Below are 19939 nucleotides of genomic sequence, written 5' to 3'. Positions count from 1 at the left end.
CAGTCAGGCACCGCACACCTCAAACAGTGATCAGGCGCTCGCGCAGCTTGCCAATCTCATCGCGCATCTGCGCCGCAGCCTCGAACTCGAGATCCCGCGCCAAGGCGTACATTTTTTCCTCCAGCGCCTTGATCCGCTTGGCCACTTCGCCCGGTGAGCGCAGTTCGGCTTCGTACTTGGCGCTTTCCTCGGCGGCCTTGGCCATGCCCTTGCGCTTCTTGCTGCGCGAACCTGGCACAGTGGCACCTTCCATGATGTCGGCAACGTCCTTGAACACCCCTTTGGGCGTGATGCCGTTGGCCAGGTTGAAGGCTATCTGCTTGTCCCGGCGACGCTCGGTCTCGCCGATCGCCCGCTCCATGGATCCGGTGATGCGGTCCGCATACAGGATCGCCCGGCCATTGAGGTTACGCGCCGCGCGGCCGATGGTCTGGATCAGCGACCGCTCGGACCGCAGGAAACCTTCCTTGTCCGCGTCAAGAATCGCCACCAGGGAGACCTCCGGCATGTCCAGGCCTTCTCGCAGCAAGTTGATCCCCACCAACACGTCAAACGTCCCCAGCCGCAGGTCGCGGATGATTTCCACGCGCTCCACCGTGTCGATGTCCGAGTGCAGGTAACGAACGCGTACACCGTGATCGGCGAGGTAGTCGGTCAAGTCCTCGGACATGCGCTTGGTCAAAGTCGTGACCAGCACCCGCTCTTCCAGCGCGACACGCTTGGAGATTTCCGACAGCAAATCGTCGACCTGGGTCAGCGCCGGACGGATTTCGATCTGCGGGTCCACCAGGCCGGTCGGCCGCACCAGTTGCTCGACCACCCGCCCCGCATGTTCGGCCTCATAGTTGCCAGGCGTCGCGGAGACGAAAATGGTTTGCGGGCTGATGTGTTCGAATTCGTCGAAGCGCATCGGCCGGTTATCCAGGGCCGATGGCAGGCGGAAGCCGTACTCCACCAGGGTTTCCTTGCGCGAACGGTCACCCTTATACATGGCCCCCACCTGGGGCACGCTGACATGGGATTCGTCGATCACCAGCAACGCATCGGCCGGCAGGTAATCGAACAAGGTCGGCGGCGCCTCGCCGGAAGCACGACCGGACAGGTAGCGCGAGTAGTTTTCGATACCGTTGCAGTAGCCCAGCTCGAGAATCATCTCCAGGTCAAAACGCGTGCGCTGCTCAAGGCGCTGGGCTTCCACCAGCTTGTTGTTGGAGCGCAGGTATTCCAGGCGTTCCTGCAGTTCGACCTTGATCCCCTCGATGGCGCCGAGCAGGGTTTCTCTCGGGGTCACGTAGTGGCTCTTCGGATAGAAGGTGAATCGCGGCAGCTGGCGCGTCACCTCGCCAGTCAGCGGATCGAACGCGGAAATCCGCTCGACTTCGTCATCGAACAGCTCGATGCGGATCGCTTCAAAGTCCGATTCCGCCGGATGGATATCGATCACGTCGCCGCGAACCCGAAATGTCGCCCGGGCGAAATCCATGTCGTTGCGGGTGTATTGCAGGTCCGCCAGGCGGCGCAGCAAGGCGCGCTGATCCAGCTTGTCGCCGCGATCCACGTGCAACACCATCTTCAAATAGGTTTCGGGGCTGCCCAGGCCGTAGATGCACGACACCGTCGTCACGATGATCGCGTCCTTGCGTTCCAGCAGGGCCTTGGTCGCCGACAGTCGCATCTGCTCGATGTGGTCGTTGATCGAAGCGTCCTTCTCGATAAAGGTATCCGAGGACGGCACATAGGCTTCGGGCTGGTAGTAGTCGTAGTAGGAAACGAAATACTCGACGGCGTTGTTGGGGAAAAACGCCTTGAATTCGCCATACAACTGCGCGGCCAGGGTTTTGTTCGGCGCCAGCACCAGGGTCGGGCGCTGAACCTGGGCAATGACGTTGGCGATGCTGAAGGTCTTGCCCGAGCCGGTCACACCGAGCAACGTCTGGTGCGCCAGCCCGGCCTCGATGCCTTCAACCATCAGGCGGATGGCTTCCGGCTGATCGCCGGCGGGCTCGAAGCGGGTGACTAGCTGGAATTCAGACATGCATACCTCTGGGTTCTCGAAGCAGGGAATCGCGCCTGCAGGTTAAACCGGCGGGAACGAGAAAAGCCGCAAACGACTGACGCCGCCCGAGGAAAAAACTGGATTGTGCTCAATGTGGAGCCGATTGCCTGCGCTTTCAAGGCAAACGTCCTACATCACTCTGGGTCTTTGACGACGCAGTGCGACTAACGGTCGAAAAATAATGCAAAAAACTTACAGGAAAAGCCGAATCGTCTGTCGCCTTCACTCGTTGATGGCCTCTATACTAGCTCCCCGTTTGTGCACCGCTCTAGTGCATTCGGCTGGAGCGCGACACGTCCCTCCACTCCCCATTCAGAGCCGCCGCAAAAATGAGCCTGTTCTCCGCTGTCGAAATGGCACCACGCGATCCAATCCTGGGCCTCAACGAAGCATTCAACGCCGATACACGCACCACCAAGGTCAACCTGGGGGTCGGTGTTTACTGCAACGAGGAGGGGCGAATTCCACTCCTGCGCGCCGTTGTCGAAGCCGAGACGATTCGCGTCGCTCAACACGCGTCCCGTGGCTACCTGCCAATCGACGGCATCGCAGCCTACGACCAGGCCGTGCAAAAACTCCTGTTTGGCAACGATTCGCCACTGATCGCCGCTGGCCGTGTTCTGACCACCCAGGCCGTCGGCGGCACAGGTGCACTGAAAATCGGTGCCGACTTCCTCAAGCAGCTGCTGCCCGACGCCGTCGTGGCGATCAGTGACCCAAGCTGGGAAAACCACCGCGCGCTGTTCGAAACCGCCGGCTTCCCGGTGCAGAACTATCGCTACTACGACGCCGCGACCCACGACGTTAACCGCAGCGGCCTGCTGGAAGACCTCAACGCCCTGCCGTCCGGCTCGATCGTCGTACTGCACGCCTGCTGCCACAACCCGACCGGCGTGGACCTGAGCCCGGCGGACTGGAAAAACGTGCTCGACGTAGTCAAATCCAAAGGCCACGTGCCATTCCTCGACATGGCCTACCAGGGCTTTGGCGACGGCATCGACGAAGATGCGGCGGCCGTGCGCCTGTTCGCTGAATCGGGCCTGACCTTCTTCGTCTCCAGCTCTTTCTCCAAGTCGTTCTCGCTGTACGGCGAGCGCGTTGGCGCCCTGTCGATCGTCAGCGAGTCGAAAGAAGAAAGCGCGCGAGTGCTGTCGCAGGTCAAGCGCGTGATCCGCACCAACTACTCCAACCCGCCGACCCACGGTGCAAGCATCGTCGCTGCTGTACTGAACAGCCCTGAGCTGCGCGCGCAGTGGGAAGAGGAGCTGGCTGAGATGCGCCTGCGCATTCGCGGCATGCGCACCCAGATGGTCGACCTGCTGGCGGAAAAAGCGCCGCAGCGTGACTTCAGCTTCGTCGGTCGCCAGCGCGGCATGTTCTCCTACTCCGGCCTGACCACCGAACAGGTTCACCGCTTGCGCAACGAGTTCGGCATCTACGCGCTGGACACGGGCCGCATCTGCGTTGCGGCGCTGAACCAGAGCAACATCAAGGCAGTCACGGATGCCATCGTTCAGGTGATCTGATTCGGCTTGTTGACGAAAAACGGGAAGCCTTTGGGCTTCCCGTTTTTATTTGTCTGAAGAATGCGGCTCGAAACCTCTAGACTGCATCAGATATCAACTAACCGTAGGAGCTGCCGAGTGCAACGAGGCTGGGATCTTTTGACCCTTTTACAATCAAGATCAGAAGATCGCAGCCTCGTTGCACTCGGCAGCTCCTACAGCTTTGTGTACAGCCTGAATTCCTGCGAGAACGTAGATGAAAAATGATGACCTGCGCGCCGAGCGCGATGACCTGGATGAACTGGACCACTTCGTCCCTCGCCCTGCGGCCAAACGCGGCAACAACCTGGTGCTGCAAGTGGCCGCCGGGGTGTTTCTTGGCGGCCTGGCCCTGTGGCTGGTGCAACTGGCGGTGACGATGGTGTATGGCAAGCTGATGCTTGGCACTTTTACCTTCGGCGGTTAAACCAGTTCGCCGGCCCGCTGGCTGGCCGCATCGTCATAAGCGACGTAGAGCGATTCGGCGACCTGGCTCTTGATGGCCTTGGTGCTTTCCAGGCCTAGGACGAAACCTTCGGCCTTGCCGCCCGCACGATTCAATTCTTCGGCGGTGCTGGCCTGGGTGATGGCGTCGAACAGCTTTTCAGCGTGTGGGCCAACGCCTTTTGGCAGGCTGATCTGGGCGATGCTCATGCGAACACCCCGTTGGCTGGACAGGTGAAAACTGGGTGATTCATGGCGCGTACCTTTTCGGCGAATGGCCGGCAGCGCGTGTAACCACTTCCGGACGGCCATGGTAGACCCCTGAGGGGATTCTGGTAACCGCCAAAACCGGAAAAACCACTGCGGGTCTCGACGAATTGTCGAATTTAACCACAGGTGCTTGACTTCTCTTTTTGAATCAGTAACATACACGCCATTCCGCGATAGCTCAGTTGGTAGAGCAAGTGACTGTTAATCACTGGGTCCCTGGTTCGAGTCCAGGTCGTGGAGCCAGACAGCAAGAACTGAAAAGCCCCTGAATCGAAAGATTCAGGGGCTTTTTTGTGGGCTTCAGTCTGTTGCAGGAGCGAGCTCCTGCATTATTCAGACATGCTCACCCGTCTTGGCCTGCACCGGTCGCGGTTCTCCATGCCCATGGTCAACCTCCACCACCGGGATCTCCTTGCCATCGCAGTCGTGCAGCTTGCCGTCGCTGAAGTAATCGCCTTCACGCAGTGCGGCAAGGTCCTGATAACGCAACACCCGCTCGGTACCCGCTGCGAACACCGACTGCTGGTCGGAGTTGCCCGCCGTCAGGTGGTTGAACGCCAGGTTGAGTACGATGGCCATGATCGCCGACGAGCTGATGCCCGAGTGGAAGATGGTCGCGAACCAGCTCGGAAACTGGTCATAGAAGTTGGGCGCAGCGATGGGGATCATGCCGAAACCGATCGAGGTGGCGACGATGATCAGGTTGACGTTGTTGCGGTAATCAACCTTGGACAGCGTCCGAATGCCACTGGCCGCCACAGTGCCGAACAGCACAATACCGGCACCACCGAGCACAGAGGTCGGCACTGCGGCAATCACCCGCCCCATGAAGGGCAGCAGGCCGAGGATCACCAGAAACAACCCGCCCGTCGCTACCACGAAGCGACTCTTGATTCCGGTCACCGCCACCAGCCCGACGTTCTGGGCGAATGCGCTTTGGGTGAACGAGCCAAAGATCGGCGCGATCATGCTCGACAGCATGTCAGCGCGCAGACCGTTGCCCAGGCGCTTGGAGTCGACTTTGGTCTCGATGATTTCGCCCACGGCGAGAATGTCGGCCGAGGTTTCCACCAGCGTCACCATGACCACGATGCACATCGACAGGATCGCGGCGAAGTGGAACGTCGGCATACCGAAGTGGAACGGTGTCGGGAAACCGAACATCGGGCCCTGGGTCACGGACGAGAAATCTGCCATGCCAAGGAACACCGCGATGACCGTGCCGATCACCATGGCCAGCAGGATCGACAAGCGGGAGATGGTCGCGCTGCCGACCTTGCTCAGCAGCAGTACCAGCACCAGCGTCACTGCCGCCAAACCGATGTTGGCCATACTGCCGAAGTCAGGCGCGTGACTGTTACCCCCCATGGCCCAGCGCGCGGCCACCGGCATCAGCGTCAGGCCGATGGTGGTGATCACGATGCCGGTCACCAGCGGCGGGAAAAACTTGGTGATACGCGAGAACACCGGGGTTATCAGTAACCCGATCAACGACGCGGCAATCACCGCCCCCAGGATCGACTGGAATCCGCCCTCCCCGCCGCTGCTGACAATCGCCACCATGGTCGCGACGCCGGAAAACGAGACGCCCTGGACCAGCGGCAACTGGCAGCCAAAAAACGGTAAACCAAGGGTCTGCAGCAACGTTGCCAGGCCCCCTGCAAACAGTGACGCAGCAATCAACAAACCGATGTCCGCCGGCGACAGCCCGGCCGCCTGTCCGATAATCAACGGCACCGCAACAATGCCACCGTACATGGTCAGAACGTGTTGCAGGCCATAAGCCATATTCGCGCCGATCCCAAGGTTTTCATCCTCAGGCCGTTGGTGTGAAACATGGGGCGTTTTCATGATTGGGGGGTTCCCTGGTTTTTTGTTATGCGCACACTGTATGCAAGACTCAGGACAAATGTCTATAGAGTTGTATACAACTCACCAGTCAGATTATGGACACACGTCCACGCCACCCGTGTTTGCACTGGGCTCCACCAGAAAATTCCTTCACTATTTTTCGCCTGACAGCCCTCTCGCCCCCGCTGTTTTTTAGCTTTCAGGCGTTGAACGAGATCCCGCGAGTGCTCAAAACCTGAGCCGGTCCCTCAAGGCGATCAGCTCGCTCACATACTGGGGCTGGAAGTACGGCCTCTAAGCGCCGCTCACCAGGCGGGACAGGGTTAGCCTCAATCCCGCATGCGCGGGCAGCCGAATGCCGAACTCGCGCTGTAGCAAGTCGATGAGCTCTGCGACGTCGGCCACTTCATGCCGCTCGCTGGCATGGCCGGTTCGATGGATGGCAAAACTGCCGTTGTTGAGGGTGCGCCGCCAGCCATCCCCGGTCCGCGCCACCATGAGTTGCCTGGAGAAAGACGAGTCCGGATGAGTCGAGACGTACCAGTTGCCGACCGCGTAATCGACGTCCTCCTGGCGCTGCAGGTCGAAGATGTACATCGGCCGCCATTCATCCCCGACCTTGGCGCGCAAGGTATAGCCATCCTCATGCTGGTCGATCCGGTAGGGTTCGTGGAAGGTGGGCTGCTCGGCACTGGAGTCGAGTAGCAGTGGCGCAGTGGGCACCATGCCGCCGAAGCCAACGTCGGTGATGTAGCGTACGCCGTCCAGGTGCACCAGGCTCAAGCGGTGAGTGCGGGCGGTCCAGGCGCCTTCGGGCTGGCCCATTACCACCCGACCGGTAATGCCCTGAACATCGAAGCCCAGCTCTTGGAGCAAGGCGAAAAAGATGTGGTTGAGTTCGTAGCAGTAGCCGCCGCGCTGTTCCTGCAGCAGTTTTCGCTCGATGGACGGCAAGTCGATCGGCACCGGTTCGCCCGCCAGCGTCGCCAGGTTTTCGAACGGGAACACGCCCGTGTGACGCAGTTGCAGCTGACGCAAGGTATCGAGTGTCGGCGCGGGCGGTGCTTCGAACCCTAGAAGTTGCAGATAGTGCGCAAGGTTGCTCAGGCGTGTCTCGCTCATTGATCAATCCTGTACCGGTGCTGCGGATCGCTCCGCCGATGGGCCACAGGTATAGGCCAAAAACGCCCCGGACCGACAATTGATTTCACCAATCAGCCTGTTTTGAAATCAACGACGCTTGCGTGAGCCCAGGCGAATCCAGGTCGGGGCATGGTCGCTGGCGTGGGGTTCATTGCGCACCCAGGCGTCCACGCCAGCCTCCTCCAGGTAAGGACTCGACGCCGGGTTGAGCAACAGGTGGTCGATGCGCAGGCCCGAGTTCTTTTGCCAGTGCTGACGAAAGTAATCCCAGAAGGTATAGAGCCGATCCTCCGGGTAGAGGTGACGCAGGGAATCGGTCCAGCCCTGGTCGAGCAGGCGCTGGTAGCACTCGCGACTTTCCGGCTGCAGCAAGGCGTCCTTGAGCCAGGAGCGCGGGTTATAGATATCCATGTCGGTGGGCACTACGTTGTAATCCCCGGCCAGCACCACTGGATGGTCGCTGGCCTGAAGGTCCTTGGCGTAGGCGATCAATCGCTCGAACCAGGCCAGCTTGTAATCAAACTTCGGCCCGGGCTGGGGGTTGCCATTAGGCAAGTAAAGACACCCCACCAACACTCCGTGAACGGCGGCCTCGATGTAGCGGCTGTGCGTGTCGCTGTCATCGCCTGGCAACCCGCGCCGGCTTTCCAGCGGTTGCGCATCCCGCGCCAGGATCGCTACCCCGTTCCACGACGACTGGCCCTGCCAGATCGCGCCATATCCGGCAGCTTCAAGCTCGGCGGCGGGAAAAGCGCTGTCCACTGACTTGAGCTCCTGCAGGCAGACAACGTCCGGTTGCTCGCGCTCGAGCCAGGCGAGCAGGTTCGGCAAACGCGCGCGCATGCCATTGACGTTGAACGTGGCGATTCGCAATTTTTTCATAGGCCGGCGCTCCTGCTGGCAAACGTAAGCGGCGAGGTCTCCAGTTTGTGACAGCTGGTCTTTCATGGGGTTGCGTCGGGATGGGTTTCTACCCTGCCCGCTGCGCTCACCTCGCGACCACTCGTCATCCAATCGGCACCAACCCCCTACCTCGCCACCCCAACATCAGGTAACGACTCATTTTCGGAGACGAACCATGAAAAATCTCAAGATCTCCTCATTGCTTCTGGCCGGGTTGATGTCCGTGGCGTCACTGGGTGCCTATGCGGCGTCCGGCGATGGAGCGGACGCTACCGGGACCAAATCGGGATCCGTCGGTGGCTCGACGATGTCCCCCAACAACAACCCTGCCATGCCGTCCGGCACCTCGGGCGGCAGCAATAGTAGCTCGACCCCTTCTACCGGCAGCGGTAGCGGCAGCAGTACTGGCGGCGGTACCGGCACCAATGGCGGCACCAGCGGCTCAGGTGCAGGCGGCGGCACCGGGGCTCCGGGTGGTGGCACGGGCGGTGCGGGCGGTGGCACGGGCAGCTGAACGCGTAAAGGCAGCCGATGAACTCGACTGCCTGCGTTGCCCTGACCGAACACTCGCTGTATCAGCGATCTGAGCGCATCAGCGCCTCTTCGGCGCCTTCCATCGAAAGCACCGCCACCCGGTTGCGGCCGGAATGTTTGGCTTGATACAGCGCTGCATCCGCGCGCCCGATAAACACTTCGATACTGTCGCGCCCGTTTGGCACGAACGAGTAGCACCCCAGGCTCACGGTGACGTATCCCGTGGGCGATTCGGAATGGGTGATGTTCTTGCCCATGACTTTATGGCGAATTTCCTCTGCGATAATCTTGGCCCCGCGCAGATCAGTGTCTGGCAGCAGTACCGCGAATTCCTCACCGCCATAACGCACCGCCAAATCAGCCTTGCGCTGACAGCATGCTTTCACCGCACCCGCCACTTCAGCCAGGCAATGGTCACCGACCACGTGGCCGTAGGTATCGTTGTAGCGCTTGAAAAAATCGATGTCGAGCATGATCAGGCTGAGCGGACTGGCTTGCCGTGCCCCTCGCCCGAACTCGATGTCCAGCGCGCGCTCGAACAACCTCCGATTGGCCAGCCCCGTCAGGCTGTCGTGGGTGGCGATCAGCTCCAGCGTTTCCTGGGCCGCGCGCAAATCCGCCTCGATGCGCTCGCCATTACGCACCTGATGGATGAACACCCAACCGAACAGGCTAACGCCCAACACCACCAGGCCGACGATCATGCTGGACTGGAATGCAGTGTCTGACCAGCGCTTGAGAATCGCCGTTTGCGAAGACGCCGCCGACACCACCAGCGGATAGGCGTCCAGCTGCCGGTAACCGTGCAGCCGCATCACGCCGTCCACTACCGAGCTGACCATGGCATTGCCCGAAGGCGCACCGGGCAGCCATTTCTGGAAGATTTCCCCCTGGGCCAGGCTCGAGCCAATCTGCGCTTCCACGAAAGGCCTGCGTGCGAGCAGGGTGCCATCGGCCATGGCAAGGAACATCGAGCCGTTGTCATCGATGCTGAAGCTTTTGAAGAACTGGTCGAAATACGACATCTTGATCCCGGCCATCAACACGCCCAGGAACTTGCCATCCTTGTCGTTTACCCGCTTGGACAGCGGAATGATCCACTCGCCATTCTCGCGACTGCGAATCGCCGGGCCGATGTGCGCCTGCGAAGAAATGTTCTGCTGGTGAAACTTGAAGTAGTCACGATCCGCCACGCCCTTGCCACGGGGCAGGTCTTCGAACGACGTCACCACCCATTGCCCCTGGCGGTCGAACAGGAAAATGCCGTGCAGCTGATTCAGCGCCGCCACTCGCCGGGCGAAGGTCCTCTGCAGCCTTGGCACTTGCGCAGCGCCGTAGCCGTCAGCCTGAATCCAGTCGGCCAGGCTGCTCAACACCAGGTCAGCCTTCATGAAGGTATCTTCAGCCTGCTGCGCCATGGCACGGGTCAGATTCTGCGACGCCACTTGCGCCTGTTCCAGATCGTACCGGCGCGACTGGTCCAGTTGCAGGTACAGCAAACCCACAAGGGTCAGGCACACGGCTACGATGAACAGCACCGCCGCCTTGAGCAGCGGCAATCGTTTCAGCGGCCGGCCGGGGCTGTGCTGGGGGTCGTATATGGGAATTGGCAAAAAAACTTCATCCTGGGGAAGGCGCGTCAGGCGCCGATCATTCTGTCGACATCTTCAAAGGTCACACGGGGCACCAGCTCAGCAGGGATCCTCGAAGTGCTGGACAGGTTGTAGACCTGGAAGTCCGGATTCATCACATATTTCGACAGAATCTTGAACGACGGCAGGATCCGGGTATGGAAATGCTCGTCCAGCGTGCAAGGCGAAACGAAGGTCCCCGGGGTCTCGTAGAAACGTTTCACTGATTGATTCAGATCGACGCCCACCAGGAACACCTTGGAAAAACCCAGGTGATAAGCAACCTGCAGGGCCACATAAGCCACCGTGCGCGCATCAAAAAAACCACGCTTGAGATTCTTGCTGAAACCCAGGCTGCGATTACGCCCTGCCCCCAGCTTGCGGCTTCGGATCAGTTCCCTGTCACGCCGGCCCAGCAGCCCCAGCCATGACAGCCTGGGAGCACGAGTCAACAGGTACAGCTCCCCCTTGGGGTTGAGCGCCTGGTAATAAGCGTGACTTTGCGGCACCGCAACCCGCTGGCTCAAGCGCATGGCTTCAGCGAACAGACGCGGCTGCTCCCTGTAGAACGCGTCATCCGAGCACATGAAAAAGTACGGTTTGATGCCCGTGCCGATGAACATCGATATCGCACCGTTCATGGTAATCATCGGCATGTCAGCATACTTCTTGAGAGGAAAGTCCTTGGCTGACGCACCCGAGGCGATGATAAACACCGCCCCGTTACCTATATTGCGACACTCATCCAGGTCACGGACCTGGACCGGACTCTTGACCAGTTCCGTGGTTTTTTGCGCAACATCCATATTCAGCCCCCTTATTTCGGGTTGAGCACCACGGCGGGAGCTCCTGCCCGCAGCAAATCCAGAATCGGTAACCTGGAGGGCAGGTTCAGCCCCCGCAGGACAGCCGAATCGTAGCCGTACACATCGGGCTTGAACGTCACTCGCCCGTCATTACTCAGGTCTACCGTCCAGTACGCCAACAGCACCGGCACCTTCACCGGCAGCCGAATATTTTCGGTCTTGCCCTTGGCCAACTGTCTCTGGATACCGGCACTGTCCCAGCGCACCGGATCGTTGAACAACAGTTCTACCAGCTGCAAGGGGTTTTCCACGCGAATGCAGCCGGAACTGGTGGCGCGCATCGACTTGGAGAACAACTCGCGATGGGGCGTGTCGTGCAAATAAATCGCATAGTCGTTGGGAAAACGAATCACCACCTGCCCCAGCGAACTGTCGGGCCCCGCATCCTGGCGCAGGCTGACGCCACGCGGGTTGCTCCAGTCGACGCTCGACGGATCCAGCACCGCACCCTCGCGATCGATCACGCGAATGTGGTTGGCGGCGAGATACCCGGGATTCCTCTGGATCTTGGGGATCACGTCTTCCTTGAGGATGGTGGGGGGCACCGTCCAGGTCGGGTTGAACGTGACATAGGTGATCTCGGACTGGAACACCGGCGTATTACGGAACGGCTTGCCTACCTGCACCCGCGAGCGCCAGATGGGCTTGCCGTCGCGGTACATCGCGACTTTATACCCGGCGATATCAACAATCACGAAGGTGCCTTGCAGCTTGTACAGCAGCCAGCGCGCCCGCTCCATGTTCACCCGGACCTGATCGATGCGCGCGTCGACCGACACATTCAGCGCCGCCAGCGTGGTCGCCCCGGCCACACCATCAGCCCCCAGGTACTGCTCGGCCTGATATTTCTTCACTGCCGCAATCACTGCGCCGTCATATTTGGTTCCACGGGCCAGGCGCGGTTCGAGAAAACCACCGGCCACCAACCTGGCCCGCAACTGGGCGACGGCGGGGTCATCCATGCCCGGCTTGAGCGATTGACCTTCGGCCACTTTTGGCCAGCCACCCGCGTCGTGCACCTTGCGCAACTGCGCCAGGCCTTCGCGCAAGCCGCGATACACCGCCTCTTGCGGTGGCGCCTGGGCAAAGGCGCCGGCCACGTCATGGGCATTCAGGGCGATGAAGAATTTGTTCACGTCTTCCCGGGGATCGACGTCCGCAGGGTCGAAATTCCAATGGATATCCAACCGGGAAGGATCGACCTTGCCGCGACGCAACTGCAGCAATGCCGTGAGAAAAGTATGAGTGGCCGCAACATCGAATGCCGCACGCTGTTCAGGTGTCGCCGAATCAGCCTGCATCAATGTCCGCGACGCAGCCAACTCGTCGATATGAAAATCCGCCGGGTTCAAGCCATCGACCTGAGTGGCCCGCAAGCTGGCAAACAATTGCGCGGTATCGCCCTCGTTGGTCCACGCCGCGCGATAGCCGCGATGGGAGTAGAAATCCAGGACCATGCGGCTGACATCGACCCGCTTATGCCGCGGTGCAGTCAGTAACGGAGGAAAAGATGTCGTCAGCGGCGACAGGTGTGCCTGGATCGCCAGCCCGACGTTGTCATCCGCTGCTGCATCCCTTTGGATAATGGGTGCAATTACCTCCTCGTTCGACGAATTTTCTCCATGCGCAGCACCGCTGATCAGAAAGACCATAAAAAAGACGCGGCTTATGACGAATAACCTTGTTAATTGCACCATGGATAATCCTTAATCTCCCGATTTCAACGGCTAGCTTCCCGCAAACAGCTAGACTCGAACCTATCACGATGAGACATCTATATGGCGCCAGCTCGCATTCGTCTGCTTATCTCGGCCCTGCTGCTGACATCCTTTTCAGTACCGGCAGCCTACGCCGATTCGCTTGCCGCCGCCCTCGTCAAAGCGGCTCCAGATGCCAACGCCACCGTTATAAACCTGGCAGTACGTGCTTCACAATGTACGCAGGCCCAGGGTTCAGCTCCAGCCCAACGCCTGGCAGTGATCGATTACTCCCTGCCTTCGACCGAACAACGCCTGTGGGTGTTCGATCTGAAAAAGAGAAAGTTGCTGTTTCGTGAACTGGTCGCCCATGGCCGTAACAGCGGCGAGAACATGGCGGTCAACTTTTCCAACCAGAACGAGAGTTTCGCCACCAGTTTAGGGTTGTATCGCACCCAGGCCAGTTACGTCGGACAGAACGGTTATTCCCTGCGCATGCAAGGCCTGGACCCCGGCTTTAACGATAACGCGTTTGACCGGGCAATCGTCATCCACGGCGCCCCCTACGTCAGCCCGGTACTGGCCCGCGCCAACGGCCGGATTGGCCGCAGCCTGGGCTGCCCGGCCGTGAGACCTGCCGTTGCACGCCCGTTGATTGACTCGATGAAAAATGGGCAGTTGTTGTTTTCTTATTATCCGGACCAGCGCTGGCTGAAGTCATCGCCTTATATCAATTGCAGCGGTGCTACCGTTGCTTCGGCGGGTAAGGCTACGTCTCGCAAGTAGGTGAGGCGCCCTCCCGAACTCGTTGCAAAAGTGTAATCAGCGCTCGCGAAGCGTGACCTGCCGGCCCTGACTATTTAAACTCCCGGGGCGCCATTACTTTCTTTGGCCTGCCCGGGAATCAAGCATGGACCTTCAGCATCGCAACAACGTAACTGTGCTGGGCGACGGTCCGTCGACACTGATCCTGTCTCACGGCTTCGGCTGCGACCAGAGCATGTGGAACTACCTGTATCCTCACTTTACCGGGCGTTTTCGTGTGGTGATGCTTGACCTGGTCGGTGCCGGCCGGTCGGACCTACGCGCCTACGATCCGCAAAAGTACAGCTCGCTGGCGGGTTATGCCCAGGACCTCAACGAAATCATCGACGAGTATGCCCAAGGCCCGGTGATCCTGGTCGGCCACTCCGTCAGCGCCATGATCGGCGTCATCGCTGATCGCCAATTGCCTGATCGAATCGCCGCCCACGTCATGATTGGCCCATCGCCCTGCTACATCGATTCCGATGACTACGTGGGCGGCTTCAAGCTCGAAGACATCCATTCGTTGCTCGACACCCTCGACAGCAACTACCTTGGCTGGTCGAGCACCATGGCGCCGGTCATCATGGGCGCACCGGGGCAGCCGGACCTGAGCGAAGAACTGACCAACAGCTTTTGCCGCACCGAACCGGACATCGCCAAGCAGTTCGCCCGCACCACCTTCATGTCCGACAACCGCAAGGACGTCGCAGGGCTGACCACGCCCACCTTGATCCTGCAGTCCACCGACGACCTGATCGCGCCTGTTGCCGTGGGCGAATACCTGCGCGCCGTAATCCCCAACAGCCGCTATTGCCTGGTGGACAACGTCGGCCACTGCCCGCACATGAGCGCACCGGGAGCCTGTTCCATCGCCATGGACGATTTCCTGCAGCCCTGGGCCGGAACCGATGTCTGAAAAGTCGTACCTGCCGGATGCCCACTCGCTGTTTGAAGGCGCCCCTTGCGCCCTCGTGGTCACCCGTGAAGATGGCAGCATCCTGCGAGCCAACCTGACCTTCTGCACCTGGATCGGTTTCAGCCAGGAGGAGCTGTGCGGGCGCCGCTTCCAGGAACTGCTGACGATGGGCGGGCGGATCTTTCACCAGACCCACTGGGCACCGCTGATGCGCATGCAGGGCTCGGTCGCGGAAGTGAAGCTCGACCTCGTTCACCGCGACCGGCACATCATTACCATGCTGCTCAACGGCGTCCGGCGCGAGCACACCAGCGGCGCCTTCTACGAACTGGCATTGTTCGGCACCACTGACCGCGACAAATACGAGCGCGAACTGCTCAACGCCCGCAAGCTCGCCGAGGCCCTGCTGAAAGAAAAGACCGCCACCGAAGCGGCTTTGCAGCAAGCACAGGACGAACTCAGCGACGCCTACGAAAAGGCCCAGCGCCGCGCCCAATTTGCTGAACAGATGGTCGCCATCGTCAGCCACGACCTGAAAAACCCGCTCACCGCAATCAAAATGGCCTCGGACATCCTCGCCCGCAGCGAGCGCACCGCCCGGGAAACCACCCTGCTCGGCCACATCAGCCAATCCTCCGAACGCGCCCAACGGATGATCGCCGACCTGCTGGACTTCGCCCTCGCCCGGGTCGGCCAAGGCCTGAGCATCGCCGTCGCCCCTGCGGACCTGCACGGCGTCACCCGCCTGAGCGTCGACGAACTGAGGGTGGCCTTCCCGGCCGCAAACCTCATCCACCAGGAAAGCGGCAGCGGCAGCGCCCTGCTCGACGGCGACCGAGTGCAGCAAATCATCGGCAACCTGGTCGCCAACAGCGTGGCCTATGGCGATCCGCTGCAGCCGGTCATCATCACCTCACGCATCGAACACCATACCGCCATCCTGTCAGTGCACAACCAGGGCCCCGCCATCCCGCCCTCCCTGATGGACGTCCTGTTCGAACCCATGACCCGCGGCACCGACAGCGACAGTGAAGTGCGCAGCGTCGGCCTGGGATTGTTTATCGTCCGGGAAATTGCCAAGGCGCATGGGGGCGATGTCGGCGTGCAATCCAGTGAGGAAGGCGGGACTGAGTTCAGCGTCTATTTCCCACACTCCCTTTAGCGGCTGGTGGCGTCCTGAGGACTGGTGACGGTGGCGCGCGAGGTGAATGATTCGGCAGGCGGCTTAACCCTGATAAACTCCCATCTCCCAGCCCTGTCGATTCCAGATTCCCCCGATGCCTTCAGCCATTGCCACACCTGCACCGCTCTCCCGCCGCTTTTCCGTCGCGCCGATGATGGATTGGACAGACCGCCACTGCCGCTTCTTCCTGCGCCTGCTCTCCAAACACGCCCTCCTCTACACCGAGATGGTCACCACCGGCGCGCTCCTCAACGGCGATCACGAGCGTTTCCTTCGTCACAACGAAGCCGAGCACCCGCTGGCCCTGCAGTTGGGCGGTAGCGTCCCGCTGGACCTCGCTGCCTGCGCTCGCATGGCCCAGGAGCACGGCTATGACGAGGTGAACCTGAATGTGGGCTGCCCGAGTGATCGGGTGCAGAACAACATGATTGGCGCGGTGTTGATGGGGCATCCGCAGTTGGTGGCGGATTGTGTGAAGGCGATGCGTGATGCGGTGTCGATTCCGGTGACGGTGAAGCACCGGATCGGCATCAATGGCCGGGACAGTTATGAGCAGTTATGCGACTTCGTAGGCACTGTGCGGGATGCCGGGTGCACGAGTTTTACCGTGCATGCGCGGATTGCGATCCTGGAGGGGTTGTCGCCGAAGGAGAACCGCGATATTCCGCCGCTGCGTTATGAGGTGGCGGCGCAGTTGAAGACTGACTTCCCGAATCTGGAGATCATCCTGAATGGCGGGATCAAGACGCTGGAGGCCTGCCGTGAGCATTTGCAGACTTTCGACGGGGTGATGCTGGGGCGTGAGGCGTATCACAATCCCTATGTGATGGCCGAGGTGGATCAACAGCTGTTCGGCAGCACTGCGCCGGTGATCAGCCGGGCTGAGGCGCTGGCGCAGTTGCGGCCGTATATTGCGGCGCATATTGCTGCGGGTGGGTCGATGCACCATATCACCCGGCATGTGCTGGGGTTGGGTACGGGATTCCCTGGCGCGCGCAGGTTTCGGCAGTTGTTGTCGGTGGATATTCACAAGGCCAAGGAGCCTTTGGCGTTGCTGGATCAGGCGGCGGAGTTGCTGGAGGGGCGTTGATGCGGGGGGGGGGGGGGGTGATCGCAGCCGTTTTTAAAAAGATCGCAGCCTCGTTTCACTCGACAGCTCCTACGCTCCTATGCTGCTACGGTTTTTACTGCTTGGTCAGCTCGGTTGAACCAGTTCCGCATTTCGGCATCGTATTTATCAACACCGCGCCCCACCTTTCAAACAGCCGTTTTCAGGTTGTTGCCGCTGGGGCCTTCGATAGGTACACGCGCCCTTGAGTGGCTGTCAGCGCTCGGGTAATGTCATCAGATCCAAAGGACAGAGCACGCCCATGACTTCCAAGCTGGAACAACTGAAACAAATGACCACCGTGGTTGCCGACACTGGCGACTTCGAAGCCATTGCCCGGGTCAAGCCGGTAGACGCTACCACTAACCCTTCGCTGCTGCTCAAAGCCGCTGCAATCTCTGGCTACGCCGAGTTGCTGAATGCGTGTGTGCATGACTGCAAAGGTGACGTAGGGCTGGCCAGCGATCGTTTTGGCGTCGCGGTCGGGCAGGAAATTCTCAAGGTAGTACCGGGGCGGATTTCCACTGAAGTGGATGCGCGCCTGTCGTTCGACACTGACGCGGTATTGAAGCGCGCGCACCGCCTGATCGAGCTCTATGACAAGGCAGGCGTGGGCCGTGACCGCGTGCTGATCAAGATCGCCTCCACCTGGGAGGGCATTCGTGCTGCGGAGAAGCTGGAGAAGGAAGGCATCCAGACCAACCTCACCCTGCTGTTCTCGTTCGCCCAGGCAGCGGCCTGTGCCGACGCTGGCGTGTTCCTGATTTCGCCGTTCGTGGGCCGCATCTACGACTGGTACAAGAAAGCCAATGGCAGCGACTACACCGGCGCGGACGATCCGGGCGTGCAGTCGGTGACCCGTATCTACAACTACTACAAGGCCAATGACTACAAGACCGTGGTCATGGGCGCGAGCTTCCGCAACCTGAACCAGATCGAGCAACTGGCAGGCTGTGATCGCCTGACCATCAGCCCGGAGCTGCTGGAGAAACTGGCGGCGGACAACGGCAAGCTGGAGCGCAAGTTGGCCCCAGGGCATGCCGGCGAGGCGCGCCTGAGCTTGAATGAAGCGCAGTTCCGTTGGTTGTCCAACGAGGATGCAATGGCGACGGAGAAGCTGGCTGAGGGGATTCGCCAGTTTGCCCGGGATCAGGAAAAGCTTGAGTCGCTTCTGCAAGCCAAGCTGTGATCTAGTCCAAGGCAGTGCAAAAAGGCGAACCCTCAGGGGTTCGCCTTTTTTGTGTGTGAATTCCAGTGTGGGAATTTGACAGTATCAGTGGCGCTCGAGCGCGTTCACCAGGTCATGGAAGGCTTCACGGTTGGAGTCGTTGAGCCCCATCAGAATCTTGTGCGCTTCCAGCACTTTGATCCGCACCACTTCTTCCGACTGATCCTGGTCTGGCAGGTCGGTCAGGCACTCAGGGCACGGGATCGGGCGGTCAACGATGTTGAACACCTGCTCGAAGCCCATGGACTGCAGCAGACGGGTGATGTCTTCGTGGGTGGTGACGACGGTCGGCAGCAGGCCGACTTTTTGCCGCGACAGGATCGACAATTTGGCCAGCAGGCCAAGGGTGGTGCTGTCGATGCTACGGGTCTCGGTCAGGTCGATCACGATGGCGTTGAAATTCAACGCCGTGAAGATCCGCTCAATAGTCGCATCCAACGCCGAACACAGGGTCAGGCGAACTTCACCGACGAACTTCAGGACGAAGGTGCCGTCCTGCTCGGCGAACTGGATTCTACCGGTACTCATTAAAGATTCCTGCTCAACACCAACAGGGCGATATCATCCGGCATCTCCCCAAGCGTGGCCAATCCAAAAACCTGGCGCAACCCATCCAGGGTGCCGCCCGCTGCCTTGACCCGCTGGGGCAAAGCCGCTTCTTTTTCCTTCAGTGTAGGCTCTGGCAGAAGGTCCAGGATGCCATCGGACATCAGCGTCAAGCTGAAGGTCGGTGGCAGTTCCAGTACGTGGTCTTCGTAGGTGGCTTCATTGAAGAGGCCCACCGGCAGACCGCGCCCTTCCAGATAACGAACACTGTCTGGCGTGTACAACACAGGCAACGGCAAATGACCACCGATGCTATAGGTCAACAAACCTGTCTCCTCGTCGATGACTCCACCGACCATTGTGACGTGTTTACCCAGCTTACAACTGATCAGGCCTCGGTTGATATGACCAAGCACCTCTGAAGGCTTGAATTCCGGCAATGTACCGCTGCGCTTGGATTCGAACAGCAAGCGCGTGGTCATGAACTTCAACAGCACGGTGACGAAGGCTGACGAAGCGCCGTGACCGGAAACGTCCGCCAGGTAGAAGGCTACCCGACGCTCATCGACACGGAAATAGTCGACAAAATCACCCGACAGGTACAGCGACGGGATGATTTGGTGAGCGAACTGGAACTCATCGACGGTCCAGGGGCTGACCGGCAGCATGTTCATCTGCACCTGGCGACCGGCGTTCTGATCTTCCTGCAGCAGGTTGAGGCTGGCTGCCAGCTCGCGGTTGGCTTTCTCCAGCTTCTCACGGTAGCGCTGGTTCTCCAGCAGCAGGCGCGCGCGATCCAGGGCCCGGCGCACGGAGTGCTCGAGCACAGCCAGATCTTCGAGAGGCTTGATCAGGTAGTCAGCCGCGCCCAGGCGCAGGGCCTCGACCGCGTCATTCATCACGCCGGCACCCGAAACCACAATGACCGGGGTTTGCGCAGACCGCTCGGTGACCTGACGGATAAGTTCGAGTCCGCCCATCTGTGGCATGCGCAGATCGCAGATGACCAGGTCGGGCTTGTCTTGCTCGAATACCTGAAGACCTTGCTGGCCATTGCTGGCCTGCAGGACGCTGAAACCACTGTCTTCCAAATAGGCGGCGAGACTCGCGCGCACTACTTCGTCATCATCGATTATCAGCAGCGTGGCACTGGTTTTTGGCATGTGGGCAAACGGCGCCAGAATTAGGTTGGCGTAGCAGGCGGGGTTCAGA

The 19939-nt window shown here is 60.2% G+C and carries 18 protein-coding genes and 1 tRNA gene; 9 read left to right on the top strand and 10 right to left on the bottom strand.

Translation table 11 applies throughout. The features are described 5' to 3' along the window. Positions 1 to 19 precede the first annotated feature (19 nt). On the bottom strand, positions 20 to 2035 hold the full coding sequence (gene uvrB, locus EQV97_RS25640) for an excinuclease ABC subunit UvrB (protein ID WP_240890301.1): 2016 nt from the start codon (positions 2033 to 2035) through the stop codon (positions 20 to 22). Positions 2036 to 2385: 350 nt separating this feature from the next. On the opposite strand from uvrB, the gene EQV97_RS25635 reads away from it, so the two are divergent. Beyond that, on the top strand, positions 2386 to 3582 hold the full coding sequence (locus tag EQV97_RS25635) for an amino acid aminotransferase (RefSeq protein ID WP_240890300.1): 1197 nt from the start codon (positions 2386 to 2388) through the stop codon (positions 3580 to 3582). A gap of 235 nt (positions 3583 to 3817) precedes the next feature. Then, positions 3818 to 4027 (top strand): hypothetical protein, encoded by a 210-nt coding sequence (locus tag EQV97_RS25630; protein ID WP_045057781.1) that lies wholly within the window; start codon positions 3818 to 3820, stop codon positions 4025 to 4027. Here the strand turns inward: EQV97_RS25630 and EQV97_RS25625 are convergent. Further along, positions 4024 to 4254, bottom strand: coding sequence for a hypothetical protein (locus tag EQV97_RS25625; protein WP_045057788.1), 231 nt, complete (start codon positions 4252 to 4254; stop codon positions 4024 to 4026). The two genes, EQV97_RS25630 and EQV97_RS25625, sit on opposite strands and share 4 nt — an antisense overlap. Positions 4255 to 4481: 227 nt before the next feature. Here EQV97_RS25625 and EQV97_RS25620 point away from each other — a divergent pair. Continuing rightward, positions 4482 to 4557 (top strand) — tRNA-Asn (locus EQV97_RS25620). Between the two features lie 90 nt (positions 4558 to 4647). On the opposite strand, the gene EQV97_RS25615 is transcribed toward EQV97_RS25620, so the two are convergent. The 3 genes from EQV97_RS25615 to EQV97_RS25605 all read right to left on the bottom strand — a co-directional run bounded on the left by EQV97_RS25615 (position 4648) and on the right by EQV97_RS25605 (position 8190). Next, positions 4648 to 6165, bottom strand: a complete 1518-nt coding sequence (locus EQV97_RS25615; protein ID WP_122838195.1) for a nucleobase:cation symporter-2 family protein — start codon at positions 6163 to 6165, stop codon at positions 4648 to 4650. Between the two features lie 294 nt (positions 6166 to 6459). After that, on the bottom strand, positions 6460 to 7287 hold the full coding sequence (locus tag EQV97_RS25610) for an arylamine N-acetyltransferase (RefSeq protein ID WP_240890299.1): 828 nt from the start codon (positions 7285 to 7287) through the stop codon (positions 6460 to 6462). A 108-nt stretch (positions 7288 to 7395) separates the two neighbouring features. Continuing rightward, complete coding sequence (locus tag EQV97_RS25605; protein ID WP_122838193.1) at positions 7396 to 8190, bottom strand: exodeoxyribonuclease III; 795 nt, start codon at positions 8188 to 8190, stop codon at positions 7396 to 7398. A 196-nt stretch (positions 8191 to 8386) separates the two neighbouring features. Here EQV97_RS25605 and EQV97_RS25600 point away from each other — a divergent pair, with 196 nt between their 5' ends. Then, a complete protein-coding gene (locus tag EQV97_RS25600; RefSeq protein ID WP_240890298.1) occupies positions 8387 to 8725 on the top strand; it encodes a hypothetical protein in 339 nt (112 codons plus the stop codon). Positions 8726 to 8786: 61 nt separating this feature from the next. On the opposite strand, the gene EQV97_RS25595 is transcribed toward EQV97_RS25600, so the two are convergent. The 3 genes from EQV97_RS25595 to EQV97_RS25585 are packed head-to-tail and all read right to left on the bottom strand — an operon-like array spanning position 8787 to position 12939. Continuing rightward, positions 8787 to 10358: a GGDEF domain-containing protein gene (locus EQV97_RS25595; protein ID WP_122838191.1), complete on the bottom strand. Its 1572-nt coding sequence runs from the start codon at positions 10356 to 10358 to the stop codon at positions 8787 to 8789. 26 nt (positions 10359 to 10384) lie between these two features. Continuing rightward, positions 10385 to 11182, bottom strand: coding sequence for a lipopolysaccharide biosynthesis protein (locus EQV97_RS25590; protein ID WP_225570602.1), 798 nt, complete (start codon positions 11180 to 11182; stop codon positions 10385 to 10387). Positions 11183 to 11193: 11 nt separating this feature from the next. Beyond that, complete coding sequence (locus EQV97_RS25585) at positions 11194 to 12939, bottom strand: L,D-transpeptidase family protein (RefSeq protein ID WP_240890297.1); 1746 nt, start codon at positions 12937 to 12939, stop codon at positions 11194 to 11196. A gap of 81 nt (positions 12940 to 13020) precedes the next feature. Here EQV97_RS25585 and EQV97_RS25580 point away from each other — a divergent pair, with 81 nt between their 5' ends. From EQV97_RS25580 to tal, 5 genes are all read left to right on the top strand, one after another. Then, the gene (locus tag EQV97_RS25580; protein ID WP_122838188.1) at positions 13021 to 13725 is read left to right on the top strand and encodes a murein L,D-transpeptidase catalytic domain family protein; all 705 of its coding nucleotides are present in this window, start codon (positions 13021 to 13023) and stop codon (positions 13723 to 13725) included. Positions 13726 to 13849: 124 nt separating this feature from the next. Continuing rightward, entirely contained in the window at positions 13850 to 14662 is an 813-nt protein-coding gene (locus tag EQV97_RS25575; RefSeq protein WP_240890296.1) for an alpha/beta hydrolase, read from the top strand. Continuing rightward, entirely contained in the window at positions 14655 to 15824 is a 1170-nt protein-coding gene (locus tag EQV97_RS25570) for a PAS domain-containing sensor histidine kinase (protein ID WP_240890295.1), read from the top strand. The genes EQV97_RS25575 and EQV97_RS25570 overlap by 8 nt, the downstream gene beginning before the upstream one ends. A 115-nt stretch (positions 15825 to 15939) precedes the next feature. Further along, the gene (dusA, locus tag EQV97_RS25565; protein ID WP_240890294.1) at positions 15940 to 16935 is read left to right on the top strand and encodes a tRNA dihydrouridine(20/20a) synthase DusA; all 996 of its coding nucleotides are present in this window, start codon (positions 15940 to 15942) and stop codon (positions 16933 to 16935) included. Positions 16936 to 17215: 280 nt separating this feature from the next. Continuing rightward, positions 17216 to 18142, top strand: coding sequence for a transaldolase (tal, locus tag EQV97_RS25560; protein WP_122838184.1), 927 nt, complete (start codon positions 17216 to 17218; stop codon positions 18140 to 18142). An 84-nt stretch (positions 18143 to 18226) separates the two neighbouring features. Here tal and rssC read toward each other — a convergent pair whose 3' ends face one another. Together rssC and rssB are read right to left on the bottom strand one after the other, a co-directional pair. Next, positions 18227 to 18709: an anti-sigma factor antagonist RssC gene (rssC, locus tag EQV97_RS25555; protein ID WP_007935262.1), complete on the bottom strand. Its 483-nt coding sequence runs from the start codon at positions 18707 to 18709 to the stop codon at positions 18227 to 18229. Beyond that, positions 18709 to 19890, bottom strand: a complete 1182-nt coding sequence (gene rssB / locus EQV97_RS25550) for a two-component system response regulator RssB (protein WP_045062484.1) — start codon at positions 19888 to 19890, stop codon at positions 18709 to 18711. Before rssB ends, rssC begins: the two co-directional genes overlap by 1 nt. Between the last annotated feature and the right edge of the window lie 49 nt (positions 19891 to 19939).

It is taken from the genome of Pseudomonas sp. TMW22090 (assembly GCF_022496665.1).
GTDB classification, from domain to species: domain Bacteria; phylum Pseudomonadota; class Gammaproteobacteria; order Pseudomonadales; family Pseudomonadaceae; genus Aquipseudomonas; species Aquipseudomonas gregormendelii.
Note: the sequence above shows the minus strand (reverse complement) of the source record. Positions and strands in the feature narration are given on the sequence as shown.

Excerpts from the sequence above, each read along its gene's own strand:
- uvrB (WP_240890301.1), bottom strand. The coding sequence starts at position 2,035 with ATGTCTGAATTCCAGCTAGTCACCCGCTTCGAGCCCGCCGGCGATCAG.
- EQV97_RS25635 (WP_240890300.1), top strand. The coding sequence starts at position 2,386 with ATGAGCCTGTTCTCCGCTGTCGAAATGGCACCACGCGATCCAATCCTG.
- EQV97_RS25630 (WP_045057781.1), top strand. The coding sequence starts at position 3,818 with ATGAAAAATGATGACCTGCGCGCCGAGCGCGATGACCTGGATGAACTG.
- EQV97_RS25625 (WP_045057788.1), bottom strand. The coding sequence starts at position 4,254 with ATGAGCATCGCCCAGATCAGCCTGCCAAAAGGCGTTGGCCCACACGCT.
- EQV97_RS25615 (WP_122838195.1), bottom strand. The coding sequence starts at position 6,165 with ATGAAAACGCCCCATGTTTCACACCAACGGCCTGAGGATGAAAACCTT.
- EQV97_RS25610 (WP_240890299.1), bottom strand. The coding sequence starts at position 7,287 with ATGAGCGAGACACGCCTGAGCAACCTTGCGCACTATCTGCAACTTCTA.
- EQV97_RS25605 (WP_122838193.1), bottom strand. The coding sequence starts at position 8,190 with ATGAAAAAATTGCGAATCGCCACGTTCAACGTCAATGGCATGCGCGCG.
- EQV97_RS25600 (WP_240890298.1), top strand. The coding sequence starts at position 8,387 with ATGAAAAATCTCAAGATCTCCTCATTGCTTCTGGCCGGGTTGATGTCC.
- EQV97_RS25590 (WP_225570602.1), bottom strand. The coding sequence starts at position 11,182 with ATGGATGTTGCGCAAAAAACCACGGAACTGGTCAAGAGTCCGGTCCAG.
- EQV97_RS25585 (WP_240890297.1), bottom strand. The coding sequence starts at position 12,939 with ATGGTGCAATTAACAAGGTTATTCGTCATAAGCCGCGTCTTTTTTATG.
- EQV97_RS25580 (WP_122838188.1), top strand. The coding sequence starts at position 13,021 with ATGGCGCCAGCTCGCATTCGTCTGCTTATCTCGGCCCTGCTGCTGACA.
- EQV97_RS25575 (WP_240890296.1), top strand. The coding sequence starts at position 13,850 with ATGGACCTTCAGCATCGCAACAACGTAACTGTGCTGGGCGACGGTCCG.
- EQV97_RS25570 (WP_240890295.1), top strand. The coding sequence starts at position 14,655 with ATGTCTGAAAAGTCGTACCTGCCGGATGCCCACTCGCTGTTTGAAGGC.
- dusA (WP_240890294.1), top strand. The coding sequence starts at position 15,940 with ATGCCTTCAGCCATTGCCACACCTGCACCGCTCTCCCGCCGCTTTTCC.
- tal (WP_122838184.1), top strand. The coding sequence starts at position 17,216 with ATGACTTCCAAGCTGGAACAACTGAAACAAATGACCACCGTGGTTGCC.
- rssC (WP_007935262.1), bottom strand. The coding sequence starts at position 18,709 with ATGAGTACCGGTAGAATCCAGTTCGCCGAGCAGGACGGCACCTTCGTC.
- rssB (WP_045062484.1), bottom strand. The coding sequence starts at position 19,890 with ATGCCAAAAACCAGTGCCACGCTGCTGATAATCGATGATGACGAAGTA.